This is a genomic window from Terrabacter sp. MAHUQ-38, assembly GCF_014518425.1.
Taxonomy (GTDB): Bacteria; Actinomycetota; Actinomycetes; order Actinomycetales; family Dermatophilaceae; genus Terrabacter.
This window is the reverse complement of the sequence record NZ_JACVCU010000005.1, coordinates 176,551-191,382: the sequence shown is the minus strand read 5'-3', so window position 1 is coordinate 191,382 and position 14,832 is coordinate 176,551. Positions and strand designations below refer to the sequence as shown.

17 protein-coding genes are annotated in these 14,832 nt (G+C 71.4%); 7 read left to right on the top strand and 10 right to left on the bottom strand.

Annotated elements, in window-relative coordinates; all coding sequences use genetic code 11:
* Positions 1 to 4 precede the first annotated feature (4 nt).
* Entirely contained in the window at positions 5 to 967 is a 963-nt protein-coding gene (locus H9I49_RS18900; RefSeq protein ID WP_188031939.1) for a neutral zinc metallopeptidase, read from the top strand.
* Here H9I49_RS18900 and H9I49_RS18895 read toward each other — a convergent pair.
* Genes H9I49_RS18895 through H9I49_RS18850 form a run of 10 tightly spaced genes read right to left on the bottom strand, consistent with a single transcriptional unit; the run spans position 960 to position 9,882 of the window.
* Positions 960 to 1,574 carry an acVLRF1 family peptidyl-tRNA hydrolase gene (locus H9I49_RS18895; protein ID WP_188031938.1) on the bottom strand — a complete coding sequence of 205 codons (615 nt, stop codon included), beginning with the start codon at positions 1,572 to 1,574 and terminating at the stop codon, positions 960 to 962. The two genes, H9I49_RS18900 and H9I49_RS18895, sit on opposite strands and share 8 nt — an antisense overlap.
* Before the next feature lie 26 nt (positions 1,575 to 1,600).
* Positions 1,601 to 1,927 carry a metal-sulfur cluster assembly factor gene (locus H9I49_RS18890; protein WP_188031937.1) on the bottom strand — a complete coding sequence of 109 codons (327 nt, stop codon included), beginning with the start codon at positions 1,925 to 1,927 and terminating at the stop codon, positions 1,601 to 1,603.
* Entirely contained in the window at positions 1,924 to 2,406 is a 483-nt protein-coding gene (sufU, locus tag H9I49_RS18885) for a Fe-S cluster assembly sulfur transfer protein SufU (protein WP_188031936.1), read from the bottom strand. Before sufU ends, H9I49_RS18890 begins: the two co-directional genes overlap by 4 nt.
* Complete coding sequence (locus H9I49_RS18880) at positions 2,406 to 3,797, bottom strand: SufS family cysteine desulfurase (protein ID WP_255524102.1); 1,392 nt, start codon at positions 3,795 to 3,797, stop codon at positions 2,406 to 2,408. Before H9I49_RS18880 ends, sufU begins: the two co-directional genes overlap by 1 nt.
* A 5-nt stretch (positions 3,798 to 3,802) precedes the next feature.
* Positions 3,803 to 4,576 (bottom strand): Fe-S cluster assembly ATPase SufC, encoded by a 774-nt coding sequence (gene sufC / locus H9I49_RS18875; RefSeq protein ID WP_188031935.1) that lies wholly within the window; start codon positions 4,574 to 4,576, stop codon positions 3,803 to 3,805.
* Positions 4,577 to 4,581: 5 nt separating this feature from the next.
* Positions 4,582 to 5,877, bottom strand: coding sequence for a Fe-S cluster assembly protein SufD (gene sufD, locus H9I49_RS18870; RefSeq protein WP_370587659.1), 1,296 nt, complete (start codon positions 5,875 to 5,877; stop codon positions 4,582 to 4,584).
* Positions 5,877 to 7,298 (bottom strand): Fe-S cluster assembly protein SufB, encoded by a 1,422-nt coding sequence (gene sufB, locus H9I49_RS18865; protein ID WP_188031934.1) that lies wholly within the window; start codon positions 7,296 to 7,298, stop codon positions 5,877 to 5,879. Before sufB ends, sufD begins: the two co-directional genes overlap by 1 nt.
* Positions 7,295 to 8,140 carry a helix-turn-helix transcriptional regulator gene (locus H9I49_RS18860; RefSeq protein WP_370587658.1) on the bottom strand — a complete coding sequence of 282 codons (846 nt, stop codon included), beginning with the start codon at positions 8,138 to 8,140 and terminating at the stop codon, positions 7,295 to 7,297. Before H9I49_RS18860 ends, sufB begins: the two co-directional genes overlap by 4 nt.
* A gap of 48 nt (positions 8,141 to 8,188) precedes the next feature.
* The gene (locus H9I49_RS18855; protein WP_188031932.1) at positions 8,189 to 9,220 is read right to left on the bottom strand and encodes a phosphatidylcholine/phosphatidylserine synthase; all 1,032 of its coding nucleotides are present in this window, start codon (positions 9,218 to 9,220) and stop codon (positions 8,189 to 8,191) included.
* The gene (locus H9I49_RS18850; RefSeq protein WP_188031931.1) at positions 9,217 to 9,882 is read right to left on the bottom strand and encodes a phosphatidylserine decarboxylase; all 666 of its coding nucleotides are present in this window, start codon (positions 9,880 to 9,882) and stop codon (positions 9,217 to 9,219) included. The genes H9I49_RS18855 and H9I49_RS18850 overlap by 4 nt, the downstream gene beginning before the upstream one ends.
* Before the next feature lie 96 nt (positions 9,883 to 9,978).
* Here H9I49_RS18850 and H9I49_RS18845 point away from each other — a divergent pair, with 96 nt between their 5' ends.
* The 6 genes from H9I49_RS18845 to H9I49_RS18820 all read left to right on the top strand — a co-directional run bounded on the left by H9I49_RS18845 (position 9,979) and on the right by H9I49_RS18820 (position 14,830).
* Complete coding sequence (locus H9I49_RS18845; protein ID WP_188031930.1) at positions 9,979 to 10,689, top strand: ABC transporter ATP-binding protein; 711 nt, start codon at positions 9,979 to 9,981, stop codon at positions 10,687 to 10,689.
* Positions 10,686 to 11,456, top strand: a complete 771-nt coding sequence (locus H9I49_RS18840) for an ABC transporter permease (protein WP_370587657.1) — start codon at positions 10,686 to 10,688, stop codon at positions 11,454 to 11,456. The genes H9I49_RS18845 and H9I49_RS18840 overlap by 4 nt, the downstream gene beginning before the upstream one ends.
* Before the next feature lie 53 nt (positions 11,457 to 11,509).
* Positions 11,510 to 11,992, top strand: a complete 483-nt coding sequence (locus H9I49_RS18835; protein WP_188031929.1) for a DUF2231 domain-containing protein — start codon at positions 11,510 to 11,512, stop codon at positions 11,990 to 11,992.
* A gap of 93 nt (positions 11,993 to 12,085) precedes the next feature.
* A complete protein-coding gene (locus tag H9I49_RS18830) occupies positions 12,086 to 13,051 on the top strand; it encodes a heme A synthase (protein WP_370587656.1) in 966 nt (321 codons plus the stop codon).
* Between the two features lie 73 nt (positions 13,052 to 13,124).
* Positions 13,125 to 13,814, top strand: coding sequence for a response regulator transcription factor (locus H9I49_RS18825; protein ID WP_188031928.1), 690 nt, complete (start codon positions 13,125 to 13,127; stop codon positions 13,812 to 13,814).
* Complete coding sequence (locus H9I49_RS18820) at positions 13,811 to 14,830, top strand: HAMP domain-containing sensor histidine kinase (protein ID WP_188031927.1); 1,020 nt, start codon at positions 13,811 to 13,813, stop codon at positions 14,828 to 14,830. Before H9I49_RS18825 ends, H9I49_RS18820 begins: the two co-directional genes overlap by 4 nt.
* The last annotated feature ends 2 nt before the right edge of the window (positions 14,831 to 14,832 follow it).

Below are 14,832 nucleotides of genomic sequence, written 5' to 3'. Positions count from 1 at the left end.
TGACATGAGCTTCAACGACAATGCCCAGCTCGACACCTCCCAGGTCGAGAGCGGTGGCAGCGGCGGCTTCGGCGGTGGGGGCGGCGGCGGTGGCTTCCCCGGCGGCATCCAGGTCGGCGGCGGGATCGGAGGCCTCATCCTGCTCGTGCTCATGCTCATCTTCGGTGGCGGGAACATCCTCGGCGGCGGAGACTCAGGCAGCTCGAGCGGCGGCCTGCCGTCGCAGCAGCTCGAGCCCGACCAGGTCGGTGCGGCCGGTCAGGTGGACCAGGGCGACTTCTCCCAGTGCAAGACCGGCGCCGACGCCAACAAGAACGACGTGTGCCTCGTCATCGCCACGGTCAACAGCGTCCAGGACTACTGGGAGAAGACGCTGCCGAAGTACCAGATGAACTACGAGATGGCCAAGACGGTCGTCTACCAGGGCCAGACCCAGTCCGGCTGCGGCACGGCCAACTCGCAGGTCGGCCCGTTCTACTGCCCGCTGGACTCCAAGGTCTACGTCGACGCGAGCTTCTTCCAGGAGCTCCAGAGCAAGTTCGGTGCTGACGGCGGCCAGCTGGCCAAGGAGTACGTCATCGCGCACGAGTACGGGCACCACATCCAGAACCTCCTCGGCGTCCTGAACCGCGCGCAGCAGGACCCGCAGGGACCCAACTCCGGCGCCGTCCGCATCGAGCTGATGGCCGACTGCCTCGCCGGCACGTGGGTCAAGCACGCGACGGAGACGACCGACGCGAGCGGCACGCCCCTGCTCAAGCAGATCACCGAGGACGACATCCGGTCCGCCCTCTCGGCTGCGGCCGCCGTGGGCGACGACCGCATCCAGGAGAAGATGCAGGGTCGGGTCACGCCCGAGAGCTGGACGCACGGCTCGGCCGAGGCGCGCATGAACTGGTTCACCCAGGGCTACCGCACCGGTGACATCAACCAGTGCAACACCTTCGGGGTCGACACCGTCAGCTGACGGCGGCCTCGTCGAGCTCGATGCGCACGGCGCGGCCGCGCCGTAGGGCGGTCTCGAGCACGTCGCGCCTGGGGTCCGGCAGGTCATAGAGCTCGCGCGTCGCCGCCCCCGACAGCGCGCGCAGCGCACCGGCGGCGAGCACCTCGCGCACGAGCGCGCGGTCACCACCGACGACCAGCCCCCGGGGTATGCCGTCCGCCGCCCGCGGCGACTCGTCGCCCCCGAGGAGCACCCGCCGGGCATGGGCCACGACGGCGTCGACGAGCTCGTCCGCCTGCTTGCCTCGTCTCCGGGCGAACCGCTGCTGCGACCACCCGCCCGCGGCCGTGCGCGACTGCACGTGCCGGGTGCCGACCTTCGAGTCGGTGAACGCGCCGGCGCGCGCGAGCCCGACGGCATACCCGCCTCGCCTCACGAGGACGACGCCGAGGGGGTCGAAGGTGAAAGGCGTTGCCACCACAGTGGATCCGTCCGCAGCACATGCTGACACGACGACGCCACCGGGAGTGATCTCCTCGATGGCGTCGTAGAGGCCATGGCGCTCGGCGAACCCGGCCATCCAGCGGTCGAACCGCTCGGGGTCGACCTCGATGACGCGCGTTGTCATGGGCGGGCCGGAGTGCGGGATCGGGCTCAGAGGTTGAACCCGAGGGCGCGCAGCTGTTCGCGGCCGTCCTCCGTGATCTTGTCGGGACCCCACGGCGGCATCCACACCCAGTTGATGCGGTGCGTGGTGACCAGGCCCTCCAGGGCCTGCGCGGTCTGGTCCTCGATCACGTCGGTGAGCGGGCACGCCGCCGACGTCAGCGTCATGTCGATGACGGCGTGGGACTGCGCGTCGACGGTGATGCCGTAGACGAGGCCGAGGTCGACGACGTTGATCCCGAGCTCGGGGTCGACGACGTCGCGCAGCGCTTCCTCGACGTCAGCGACGTTGGGCGGGGTCGTGGTCTGGGTCATGGCGAAACTCCTTGCGGGGAGGCGGAACTCGTGGTGGAGATGTCGACGCCGGCACGGGCGAGGGCATCGGTGAACGCGGTCCAGCCGAGCAGCGCGCACTTGACGCGCGCCGGGTACTTCGAGACGCCGGCGAAGGCGACGCCGTCTCCGATGAGCTCCTCGTCGCCCTTGACGGCGCCCTTGGAGGTGAGCATCGCACGCATGGCCTCGAACGTCTCGAGGGCCTCGCCGACGGGGCGGCCGATGACCTCCTCGGCGAGCACCGACGAGCTGGCGACCGAGATGGAGCAGCCCTGCGCCTGGTAGGACACGTCGGTGACGACGGCGTCGGGGCCGGTCCCCGACACGTCGACGCGGAGGGTCACCTCGTCGCCGCAGGTCGGGTTGATGTGGTGCACCTCGGCGTCGAACGGCTCACGCAGCCCGGCGTGGTGCGGGCGCTTGGAGTGCTCGAGGATGAGCTCTTGGTAGAGGTCCATCAGCTTGCCGCCCTCTCGCTCTCGTCGGGCTGGCCACTGTGCTCGCCGCGCAGGGCGCGCGCGTCGTGGCGGGTCTCGAGCTCGGCGTCGGGGTCGGTGTCGTCCACGTCGATGCCGAAGATCTCGGGCACGCGGTCGAGCGCGGCGAGGAGCGTCTCAACGTCGGCGACCGTGTTGTGCACGGCGAACGACGCACGCGTGGTGGCGGTGGCCCCGAGCGCCCGGTGGAGCGGCCACGCGCAGTGGTGCCCCACGCGGACGGCCACACCCGCGTCGTCGAGCACCTGGCCGACGTCGTGCGCGTGGACACCGTCGACGACGAAGGCCACGGCGCCGCCGCGGGGCGTGCCGACGGCGGGGCCGACGACGCGTACCCATGGGCGCTCGGCTAGCCCGCGCTGGAGCAGGTCGACGAGAGCGGCCTCGTGCGCATGGACACGGTCGACGCCGATGGCCTCGATCCAGCGCACGGCCGCGGCGAGCCCGACGGCCTGTGCGGCGTTGGGCACCCCCGCCTCGAACTTCTGCGGCGCAGGCGCGTACGTCGAGCGCTCCATCGTCACGAGCTCGATCATCGAGCCACCCGTGAGGAACGGCGGCATGACGTCGAGCAGCTCACCGCGACCCCAGAGGACGCCGACTCCCATCGGTCCGTACATCTTGTGGCCGCTGAAGGCGATGAAGTCGGCGCCGAGCGTCGCGACGTCAACGGGCAGGTGTGGCACCGACTGGCACGCGTCGACGACGACCAGGGCTCCGACGGCACGGGCGCGCTGCGCGAGCTCGCCAACCGGGTTGACCGTGCCGAGCACGTTGGACACGTGCGTGAAGGCGAAGACCTTGGTGCGCTCGGTCAGCAGGTCGTCCAGACCGTCGAGGTCGAGCGCGCCGTCCTCGCCAACCGGCACCCAACGCAGGGTCGCGCCCGTACGACGGGCGAGCTCCTGCCAGGGGACGAGGTTGGCGTGGTGCTCCATCTCGGTGACCAGGATCTCGTCGCCGGCACCGAGCACGAAGCGTTCGTCCTTGGGGTCGTCGGTCGGTCCCGCGTTGGAGAACGCGTAGGCGACGAGGTTGAGCGCCTCGGTGGCGTTCTTCGTGAAGACCACCTCGTCGGACGGTGCACCGATGAACGACGCGACGGTCGCGCGGGCGGACTCGAAGTCGTCGGTCGCCTCCTCGGCGAGCTGGTGCGCGCCCCGGTGCACGGCGGCGTTGCGCTGCTCGTAGAACGCACGCTCGGCGTCGAGGACGGCGCTCGGCTTGTGCGACGTCGCCCCCGAGTCGAGGTAGACGAGCTGCCTGCCGTCGCGCACCGTGCGCGCAAGGATCGGGAAGTCGCCGCGGATCGCGGCGAGCTCCCCACCCGTGAACGGCAGGACCTCAGTCATCCGGCTCAGGCCTCCACCACCGCGGGAGCCGCGGTGAGGTAGCGGTCGTAGCCCTCGTCCTCGAGGCGGTCGGCCAGCTCGGGGCCACCCTCCTCGACGATCTTGCCCTCGACGAACACGTGGACGAAGTCCGGCTTGATGTAGCGCAGGATCCGCGTGTAGTGCGTGATGAGCAGGACGCCGAGGTCGCTCGCCTCCTTGGCCCGGTTGACGCCCTCGGAGACGATCTTGAGCGCGTCGACGTCGAGGCCGGAGTCGGTCTCGTCGAGGATGGCCACCTTCGGCTTCAGCAGCTCCATCTGGAGGATCTCGTGGCGCTTCTTCTCGCCACCGGAGAAGCCCTCGTTGACGTTGCGCTCGGCGAACGCGGGGTCCATGCGCAGGTTGCCCATGGCCTCCTTCACGTCCTTGACCCAGGTGCGCAGCTTGGGGGCCTCACCGTCGATCGCGGTCTTGGCGGTGCGCAGAAAGTTGCTCACCGTGACGCCGGGGACCTCGACGGGGTACTGCATCGCGAGGAAGAGGCCGGCGCGGGCGCGTTCGTCGACGGTCATGGCGAGGACGTCCTCGCCGTCCAGCGAGACGGTGCCGCCGGTGATGGTGTACTTCGGGTGGCCGGCGATGCTGTAGGCGAGCGTCGACTTGCCGGAGCCGTTGGGCCCCATGATGGCGTGGGTCTCCCCCGACTTCACGGTGAGGTCGACCCCGCGCAGGATCTCCTTGGGGCCGTCCTCGGTCTCGACCGAGACCGTCAGTCCCTTGATCTCGAGCGTGCTCATGTGGGTCAGTTCTCCTTGTTCGTGCTGGGGGTGACAGTGCTGGGGGTCTGCTGGGTGGGAGCGGCGTATGCCGTCGACGCGAGCTCCTCCTCGATGGCCGCGGTGATCTCGTCGCGGAGGTCTCCGAGCGGGATCTCACGGATGATGTCGGCGAAGAAGCCGCGCACGACGAGACGCTTGGCCTCGTCCTCGTTGATGCCGCGCGACTGCAGGTAGAACAGCTGCAGGTCGTCGAAACGGCCCGTGGCAGAAGCGTGCCCGGCGCCCTCGATCTCGCCCGTCTCGATCTCGAGGTTCGGCACCGAGTCGGCGCGCGCGCCGTCGGTGAGCACGAGGTTGCGGTTGAGCTCGTAGGTGTCGGTGCCCTCGGCCGCGGCGCGGATGAGCACGTCGCCGACCCACACGGTGCGGGCCGTCTCGCCCTGGAGGGCGCCCTTGTAGGTGGCCCTGCTCTTGCAGTGTGCCGTGTTGTGGTCGATGTACGAGCGGTGCTCGAGATGCTGACCGGCGTCGGCGAAGTACACACCGAGCAGGGTCGCGTCACCGCCGGGACCGGCGTAGCGCACGTTGGCGTTGACGCGGACGACCTGGCCGCCCAACGACACCGCCAGGTGCTTGTAGCGGGCGTCGCGCCCGACGAGGGCGTCGTGCTGAGCCAGGTGCTGGGCGTCGTCGTCCCAGCGCTGCACGGACACGAGAGTGAGGTCGGACCCGTCGCCGGTGACGACGGACACGAGCTGTGAGTAGCGGGCCGAGCCCGTGTGCTCGACGACGACGGTCGCCTTCGAGAAGCGCCCGGTGCGCACGACCAGGTGGCCGTGCACGGGCTCCCCGCCCGTGCCGACCAGCGAGAGGCGCACCGGCGCGTCGAGCTCGGCCTCCGCCGGGATGTCGAGCAGCAGCGCGCCGTCAGCCGCGCCCGCGACGACCGCGGCACGGTCCTGGGGCGGGAGGATGCCGAGGCCCTGGGCCTGCTCGGCCGTGATCGTCGACGTCGTGACCCCTTCGGGCAGCAGGCTGCGCACGTCGAGGCGGCCCGTCGCACCCTCGGCGAGCAGGCGGGCGAGCTTCTTGACCGGCGTGAAGCGCCAGTCCTCCTCGCGACCCGATGGCAGCGGGAAGGCAGCGACGTCGAAGGACGCCGTGCGCTCGGCACGCGACTGGCTCGGCACGAAGGCCGCGGCGGAGTCGGTGTGCGCCGTGGAACCGGGGACGGCGGTGGTCGTGGCGGCGTCGTGCACCGTGGTCTCGCTCTGCTGGGTGTCGGGGGTGTCGGTGGTCGTGTCAGCCAGAAGGCTCATCAGCCGACGGCTCCTTCCATCTGCAGTTCGATGAGTCGGTTGAGCTCGAGGGCGTACTCCATGGGCAGCTCGCGCGCGATCGGCTCGATGAAGCCGCGCACGATCATCGCCATCGCCTCGTCCTCGGCCATACCGCGGGACATGAGGTAGAAGAGCTGGTCCTCGGACACCTTCGAGACCGTGGCCTCGTGACCCATCGACACGTCGTCCTCGCGGATGTCGACGTACGGGTAGGTGTCGGAGCGGCTGATCGTGTCGACGAGCAGGGCGTCACAGCGCACGGTCGAAGCCGAGTGCGAGGCGCCCTCGAGGACCTGCACGAGACCGCGGTAGGAGGCGCGACCGCCACCGCGGGCGACCGACTTGCTGATGATCGAGCTCTTCGTGTTGGGAGCGCAGTGAACCATCTTGGAGCCGGTGTCCTGGTGCTGGCCCTCGCCGGCGAACGCGATCGAGAGCGTCTCGCCCTTGGCGTGCTCACCCATGAGGAAGACCGCCGGGTACTTCATCGTCACCTTGGAGCCGATGTTGCCGTCGATCCACTCCATGGTCGCGCCCTCCTCGCAGGTGGCGCGCTTCGTGACGAGGTTGTACACGTTGTTGGACCAGTTCTGGATGGTCGTGTAGCGCACGCGGGCGTTCTTCTTGACGATGATCTCGACAACGGCCGAGTGCAGCGAGTCCGACTTGTAGATCGGGGCGGTGCAGCCCTCGACGTAGTGCACGTAGGAGCCCTCGTCGGCGATGATCAGCGTCCGCTCGAACTGGCCCATGTTCTCGGTGTTGATCCGGAAGTACGCCTGGAGCGGGATGTCGACGTGGACGCCCTTGGGCACGTAGATGAACGAGCCACCGGACCAGACCGCGGTGTTGAGGGCGGCGAACTTGTTGTCGCCGGCGGGGATCACCGTCGCGAAGTGCTCGCGGAAGATGTCCTCGTGCTCCTTGAGGGCGGTGTCGGTGTCGAGGAAGATGACACCCTGCTGCTCGAGGTCCTCACGGATCTGGTGGTAGACGACCTCGGACTCGTACTGCGCGGCGACGCCGGAGACGAGGCGCTGCTTCTCGGCCTCCGGGATGCCCAGGCGGTCGTAGGTGTTCTTGATGTCCTCGGGCAGGTCGTCCCACGTGGCCGCCTGCTTCTCGGTGGACTTCACGAAGTACTTGATGTTCTGGAAGTCGATGCCGGTCAGGTCCGAGCCCCAGGAGGGCATCGGCTTCTTGCCGAAGAGGCTGAGGCTCTTGAGCCGCAGCTTCGTCATCCACTCGGGCTCGTTCTTGCGGGCTGAGATGTCTCGCACGACGTCCTCGTTGAGTCCACGGCGCGCTGACGAGCCGGCCACGTCGCTGTCGGCCCAGCCGTACTCATAGGTGCCGATGCCCTTGAGGCCGGGGTTCAGCTCTTCGATGTGGGTGGTCATGAGGAACCTTCCTTGACGTGCGTGAGCGTGTCGGTCCGTGCGGTCGTGGGCGTGCCGGCGGTCGGGTCCGGCGTGATCTGGGTCGAGTCGTCGTCGGCGACAACACCCGGGGTGGGCGGGGTCTTCCGGGTGCGGGCGGTGATCCCACCGGTCGGGACGAAGGTGGTGCAGACGTGGTGCCCGCCCGCGAGGGTCGCCAGTCGCTGGACGTGGACCCCGAGGAGCCGGGAGAACGCGTCGGTCTCGGCCTCGCAGAAGGCCGGGAACTCGGTGGCGACGTGCTGCACCGGGCAGTGTCCCTGGCACAGCTGGACGCCGGTCAGGCCCCCGGCACCGACGGGGCGGGCCGTGGCGGCGAAGCCGTCCTCACTGAGCGCCTCGACGAGGGCCTCGGTGCGAGCGGCGGGGTCGTCGCCGGCGGCCTCGAGCCGGGCGGCATACCGCTCCTCGAGCGCCGCGACCCGGGTGCGGGCGAAGTCGCTGACCGCGTCGGCACCCGCGTTGGTCTCGAGGTAGCGCAGGACCTCGACGGCCAGCGAGTCGTAGTCGGCCTCGAGGGAGTTGTGCCCGGCGTCGGAGACGACGTAGGCGCGGGCCGGACGACCGCGGCCCCGGCGGCCGCTCGTGGGCTCGTGCGGGACGACCGCGCCCTGCTCGACGAGCGCGTCGAGGTGGCGGCGGACCGCGGCCGGGGTCAGGTCGAGGTGACGGCCGAGCTCGGCGGCCGTGATGGGGCCGTCTGCGGAGACCATGTGGAGCACCCGCGAGCGCGTGCGCGACTCGAGCGGCGAGACGTGCTCGCCGTCCTTCGTCTCACGCTGGGCGTGCTCTCCGATAAACACCACACCATTGTGACGTAATTACCCGCGAGAGTTCCAGTTAGGTACGCCTTACCGGCTCGGCAGGTCCTCCGGACCCGCGGCACAGTCGTCGTCCGGGTCGTCGACCTCGAATGCGTCCTCGTCGTCGACGTCGGCATCGTCGGCATCCTCGTCCGCCTGCCCGTCGGGCTGTGGCGGCATGATCACCGACGGCAGCCTCGTGCGCGGCGGCGCGACGGCATCAGGCCCGAACCACCGACGTCGTAGCGGCGCGGTGAGCCACCCGAGCGGGCTCGTGAGGACGTAGCCGTACGCGAGCGCCAGGCCGGTCGGGCCCGGGACGAGGACGAGCCCGAGCAGGACGAGGACCGCGAGCGGCACGCTGATCCGGAGGTGCCGTGGTGACAGCAGGTCACGGAAGGACCGGAAGCGGAACGACGACGCCATCAGCGCGGCCGGCAGCACCCCGGCCACGATCGGCAGGAGCGGGTCCCAGTCGAGGAGCGGCTCGCCGATCGCCATCACCGTGGCGATGACGACGCCCGCCGCACCGGGGCTCGCCAGCCCGACGAAGTACCGCTTGTCGGCGAGCGGGTCGATCGTCACGTTGAACCGGGCGAGGCGGTACGCCGCGCAGGCGAGCCAGAACATGGCCCCGGCCCACGCCCACACGGGGTACGCCGGTAGCGCCCAGGTGTAGACGAGCACAGCGGGGGCGATGCCGAAGGAGATGAGGTCGGCGAGCGAGTCGAACTGCAGGCCGAACGGGGTGATGGCCCCCACCGCACGGGCCACCGCACCGTCACAGATGTCGAGCACGATCGAGATGCCGATGAGCACGGCGGCGGCGCGGAACTGGCCCTGGAACGACAGCAGCACGGCCGAGAAGCCGCACAGCATGTTGCCGAGCGTGAAGAGGCTGGGCAGCGTCGCGCGCGCGCGCACCCGCGGGTTGAGCCGGTCGAACGGGATGACCCGCGCGCCGGTCGCCGAGACGAGCCTGATGCGCCGCGTCACCCGGTCGCGGCGACGAGGTCGTTCCGCGTCGGAGTCGGGGTCGACGCCCCGCCTGCCTCGCTCGGACGCCGGCTCGCCGCTCACGACGGGTCCGTCGCCGGGAAGCGACCCAGCACCGTCTCTCCCCCGATGGCCCGTTTGCCCTTCGTCACCTCGAGCTGCACCTCCGGCGGCACGAAGACGTCCATGCGGGAGCCGAACTTCATCAGCCCCATGCGCCCGCCCGTGGCGATCTCGTCGCCGGGCTGGATGCGGGTCACGATGCGGCGCGCGAGCTGACCGACGAGCTGGCGGTAGATCACGCGACGCGCCTGCCCGCCGACGACCCGCTCGACGATGATCTCGCTGCGCTCGTTCTTGGTCGCGCTCTCGGCGCGGTAGGCGGCCAGGAAGCGGCCGGGAGTGTGCGTCACGTCGATGACCCGGCCGCCGTAGGGCGAGCGGTTCATGTGGACGTCGAGCAGTGACAGGAAGATGCTGACCTGTTGCCACTCCCCCGGCGGCGCGATGCCGCGCTGCGGCTCTCCGACGTGCATGACGATGCCGTCGGCCGGCGCGAGGACGACGTCGGGGTCGGTGACGGGGGTGTGGTCCGGTGTGCGGTCGGGGTCGCGGAAGAAGAGGGTCACCCCGGCGGTGAGCAGGCCGAGGGCGGCGGTCGTGCGCGGTCGGCGGGCCAGCGCGGCGATCACCGTGGGAACGGCGGCCAGCGCTGTGAAGGGCTTGGCGGCTGGGTCGATCTTCACGGGTGTGGTCTCCGTCAGGGTCGAGGCGGGGCAGGTCCGACCGCCACGTGGAGGTCGCGGTCGATGTCGTCGGGACCGAGCCTAGACTCATGGGCCATGACCGCAGCGGTGACACTGTCCGGCCTTCACCGCGCGTTCGGTCCCGTCACGGCGCTCGACGGACTGACGTGGTCGGCCCCCGCGGGCCGCATCACTGCCGTCCTCGGCCCGAACGGCGCCGGCAAGACCACGGCGGTCGAGTGCGCGGTCGGGCTCGGGCGCCCCGACGGCGGGACGGTGCGCGTCCTCGGCACCGACCCGTGGCATGCGGGCGCCGACCACCGGGCCCGCGTCGGGGTCATGCTCCAGTCCGGCGGGCTGCCCAACGGCACGAAGCCGCTGCGGCTCCTGCACCACCTCGCCCGCCTCTACGCCGACCCGGTCGACGCCGACGTGGTCGCCGCGCGGCTGGGTGTGACGGACTTCGCGGCGACGACCGTGCGCCGCCTCTCGGGTGGGCAGAAGCAGCGCCTCGCGCTCGCGGCGGCCCTGCTGGGACGCCCGGAGGTCCTCTTCCTCGACGAGCCTGCCGCCGGGCTCGACCCCCACGGCCGCCTCGACGTGTGGGACCTCGTCATCGAGCAGCGCGACGCCGGTGCGACCGTCGTCGTCACGACCCACTCCTTCGAGGAGGCCGAGCGGCTCGGCGACCACCTCGTCATCATGAACGCCGGGCGCACGGTGGCCGAGGGCTCGCCCGATGCCGTGACGCAGGGACGGTCGCTCGAGGACGTCTACTTCAGCCTGACCCGCAAGGGAGCCGCGTGAGCACCGCCGCCACCTCCACGACCCCACGGGCGGCGTCGCCACGCCGACGCGTGCTCGCGCAAGCCGGGTTCGAGATGGGCAGCCTCCTGCGCAACGGCGAGCAGCTGCTGGTCTCGCTCGTGCTGCCCGCCCTCGCGCTCTTCGGCCTCAGCGTCACGTCTTCGCCGTCACTCGGACCAGGTGAGCGCCTCGACGTGGCGACGCCGGGTGTCGTCGCCCTCTGCGTCATCTCGGCGGCCTTCACCGCCCAGGCCATCGCCACCGGCTTCGACCGGCGGTACGCGGTTCTGCGCTACCTGGGCGTCACGCCGCTCGGTCGCGGCGGTCTCGTCGCAGCGAAGGTCCTCGCGACGCTGGCCGTCGAGCTGGTCCAGGTCGTCGTCATCGCGGGTCTCGGTCTGGCGCTGGGGTGGGAGCCCCTCCTGGCGGGCACGGCGTATGCCGTCCTCTTCCTCGTCGCGGGCACGTGGGCCTTCGTGGCGCTCGCCCTCCTGCTCGCCGGGACGCTCCGGGCCGAGGCGGTGCTCGCGATCGCCAACCTCGTGTGGGTGCTGCTGCTCGCCCTCGGCGGGGTGGTGGTGCCGCGCACCGAGCTGCCGGGAGGTCTGGGTGCGGTGGCCGCGTACCTCCCGTCGGCGGGCCTCGCCGACGGGCTCCGGTCGGCCTTCGTCGACGGCAGCCTGAACCTTCTCGCCCTCGGCGTCGTCCTCGCGTGGGGAGCGGTGGCCAGCGCCCTCGCGGCGCGCCTGTTCCGGTTCGACGACTGACTCGAGCACCCTGACCGCACCATCCGACCACCCCGACCCGGCCTGGAGGCGACGTGTTCGACTACATCCTCGGTCTTCCGATGCACGCCCTCGTGATCCACGCCGTGGTCGTGCTCGTGCCCCTGTCAGCGCTCGCCGCCATCGCGTACGCCGTGCGGCCGGGGTGGCGACGTCTCCTGCGCTGGCCGACGGCCCTCGGCGCGGTCGTCTCGGGCGCCTCCGCGTTCGTGGCCGCCGAGAGCGGTGAGGCGCTCGAGCGTCGCATCAACGCGGGTCGGCCGGACACGACGAACTTCGACCTGCTCGCGGAGCACACCGACTGGGGCGACCGGGCGAAGCTCTTCTGCCTCGCGTTCATGGTGCTGACCCTCGTCGCGCTCTGGTTCGCGCGCCCGCCGCAGGAGGAGTCGCCTCGCGGCCACGCCATGGACGTGCTCGTGGGCACCCTCGTCGTGCTGTCCGCACTGGCCGCGACCATCACCGTCGTCCTGGCCGGCCACGCTGGTTCGGCCGTGGTCTGGGACGGCCTGGGCTGACGGTCACGGACCTCTCCGACGCGCCGGGAGGTGCGGCAGCCCACGACCCGAGGCGATGCGGGACGCCGCGACCTCGCGGCATACCCTTGCGGGGTGTCCTCCACGCCATCCGTGACCGACCCCGACCGGGGAGCCGCCGTGGGCGTGCTTCCGCGCGTCGCGAGCCACCTGCCCGCCCCGCTCGCCCGTTGGGCCCGTCCGCTGCTCGTCGCCAACCTCGTCGGCGAGGTCGGGATCGTCGTCACCGGAGGCATCGTGCGCCTGACCGGCAGCGGACTGGGCTGCAGCACGTGGCCGGAGTGCCAGCCCGGCTCGTTCACGCCGGTGCGCACCGCGGAGAGCAGCTACCACGACCTCGTGGAGTTCGGGAACCGCACGTTGACCGGCGTCGTCGGCCTGCTCGCCGTGGCCTCGCTCCTGGTCGTCCTCCTGCGTTGGCCGTCGCGTCCACGGCTGCACCGTCTGGCGCTCGCCGTCCTCGGCGGCGTCGCGGCGCAGGCCGTCGTCGGCGGCATCACGGTGCGCACGGGCCTCAACCCGTGGACCGTCATGTTCCACTTCCTCATGTCGATGGTCCTCGTCGCCCTCTCGACGGCTCTCGTCCGCGGCGCGCGCGACGACGCGTCCGGGCCGGGCGAGCTCGTCGTCCACCCCCTTGCGCGGCGGCTGGCTCTGGGCACGGCGGGCGTCGGCGGCGTCGTCCTGCTGCTCGGCACCGTCGTCACCGGGTCGGGCCCCCATTCGGGCGACGCGGACACGCCGGCCCGGACGGGCTTCGACCCTCGCTTCGTGTCATGGATGCACGCCGACGCCGTCATGCTCTTCTGCGGCCTCGTCATCGCGACCCTCGTCGCGGTGCGCATCACCGCCACCACGGACGAGGCCCGACGAGCCTGGGACATGGTCCTCGTCGTCACGGTCGCGCAGGGCCTCGTCGGCTACGTGCAGTACTTCACGCACCTGCCCGAGGTGCTCGTGCTCGTCCACATGCTCGGCGCCAGCCTGCTCGTCGTCGTCCTGGCCTTCGGCGTCCTCGCAACCCGTCGGCACCCGGTCTGAGCGTCATCCGACGTCACCGGATCGCAAGGAGTTTCGCGGTACGCGCTGCGTGCGGCCTGCCTAGGCTGGAGGCGTGCCCACCGTCCTCGTCGTCGACGACGACCCCACGGTCCGCGAGGTCGTCGCGGGCTACCTCGAGCGCGCTGGGCTCGAGGTCGTCCTGGCGGGTGACGGGCTGGCCGCGGTCGACACCGCACGCGACCGGTCCCCCGACCTCGTCGTCCTCGACCTGACCCTGCCCGGTCTCGACGGGCTGGAGGTCTTCCGTCGGATGCGGTCCGAGCGCGGCGACCTGCCCGTCGTCATGCTGACGGCGCGGGGCGAGGAGTCCGACCGAGTGCTCGGCCTGGAGATCGGTGCCGACGACTACGTGACCAAGCCGTTCAGCAGCCGTGAGCTCGTCCTGCGGATCCAGTCCATCCTGCGCCGCTCGGCGCCGACCCCGGCCGCTCCCCAGACCGGCCCGCTCGTCGACGGCGACCTGCGCGTCGACGTGCGGCGGCACCAGGCGTGGATCGGCGAAGAGCCACTGAACCTCACGAGCCGGGAGTTCGACCTCCTGGCGCACCTGATGACCCATCCGGGCACGGCGTTCTCCCGGCGTGAGCTCATGGAGCAGGTGTGGGGCTGGGAGTACGGCGACGAGTCGACCGTGACCGTCCACGTGCGGCGCCTTCGCGAGAAGGTCGAGGCGGACCCGGCGAAGCCGGTCCGCCTCGCCACCGTGTGGGGTGTCGGATACCGCTGGGACGGCGTGCCGTGATCGTCGAGGCCGCGCTCCTGGCCGCGGGGACCGCCGTCGCGGTCGGGGCTGTCGGAGCGGTCGCGGTGCGGGCCATCGCCGCGCGTTCGCTGGTCGCAGCCGCAGTCGTCGCGCCCCTCGTCGTCATCCTCAGTGTCGCGGCAGGGGTCGTGGTCACCACGCGCGCGATGTTCATCAACGAGCACGACCAGGGCGTGGTGCTCGTCGTCACCGCCACCTCGCTGCCCATCGCGGCCGTCTTCGGCTGGCTCATCGCCAGACGTGTCCAACAGCTCATGCGCCGTGCCGCGGAGCAGGCAGCCGAGCGCGAGCGCGACCGGCAGGTCGAGGAGAACCGGCGCGAGCTCGTGGCCTGGGTCTCGCACGACCTGCGTACTCCGCTCGCCGGCATCCGGGCCATGGCCGAGGCCCTCGAGGACGGGCACGCACCCGCCGACGACTCCTACCCGGCGCGGATCCGTGCCGAGGCCGACCGCATGTCCGACATGGTCGGTGGACTGCTGGCCCTGTCCCGTCTCCAGTCGGGCACCCTGCGCCTCGACCGGATGCCCGTCGACCTCGGTGACCTGGTGTCCGACGCGCTCGCGTCCGCGCGTGTCCTCGCCGACCGGCGCGGCGTCCGGGTCGAGGGGGCCGCCCCCGACGAGGCCGTCACCGCCCCCGTGGATGCAGGGGAGGTGTCGCGCGCCCTGGCCAACCTCGTGACGAACGCGTTGACGCACACCGACGCCGGCGGGACCGTCGACATCTCCCTCACGGCGGGCAGCGACGTCGCCCGCATCGCCGTCGCCGACGGCTGCGGCGGCATCCCGGCCGACGAGCTCGACCGGCTCTTCGAGCCGGGATGGCGCGGCACGAGCGCCCGGACGCCGGCCGCGGGTGTCGGCGCCGGGCTCGGCCTCGCCGTGGCCCGGGGCATCGCCCGCGCCCATGGCGGCGAGGTCACCGTCGCCAACGCCGGGACCGGCTGCCGCTTCGAGCTGACCCTGCCTCTCCTCGCGGACGGCCGTCCCTAGGC

Bases quoted from the DNA above. Each gene is read 5' to 3' on its own strand.
- H9I49_RS18895 (WP_188031938.1), bottom strand. From the start codon at position 1,574: ATGACAACGCGCGTCATCGAGGTCGACCCCGAGCGGTTCGACCGCTGG.
- H9I49_RS18890 (WP_188031937.1), bottom strand. From the start codon at position 1,927: ATGACCCAGACCACGACCCCGCCCAACGTCGCTGACGTCGAGGAAGCG.
- sufB (WP_188031934.1), bottom strand. From the start codon at position 7,298: ATGACCACCCACATCGAAGAGCTGAACCCCGGCCTCAAGGGCATCGGC.
- H9I49_RS18900 (WP_188031939.1), top strand. From the start codon at position 5: ATGAGCTTCAACGACAATGCCCAGCTCGACACCTCCCAGGTCGAGAGC.
- H9I49_RS18845 (WP_188031930.1), top strand. From the start codon at position 9,979: ATGACCGCAGCGGTGACACTGTCCGGCCTTCACCGCGCGTTCGGTCCC.
- sufD (WP_370587659.1), bottom strand. From the start codon at position 5,877: ATGAGCCTTCTGGCTGACACGACCACCGACACCCCCGACACCCAGCAG.
- sufC (WP_188031935.1), bottom strand. From the start codon at position 4,576: ATGAGCACGCTCGAGATCAAGGGACTGACGGTCTCGGTCGAGACCGAG.
- H9I49_RS18880 (WP_255524102.1), bottom strand. From the start codon at position 3,797: ATGACTGAGGTCCTGCCGTTCACGGGTGGGGAGCTCGCCGCGATCCGC.
- sufU (WP_188031936.1), bottom strand. From the start codon at position 2,406: ATGGACCTCTACCAAGAGCTCATCCTCGAGCACTCCAAGCGCCCGCAC.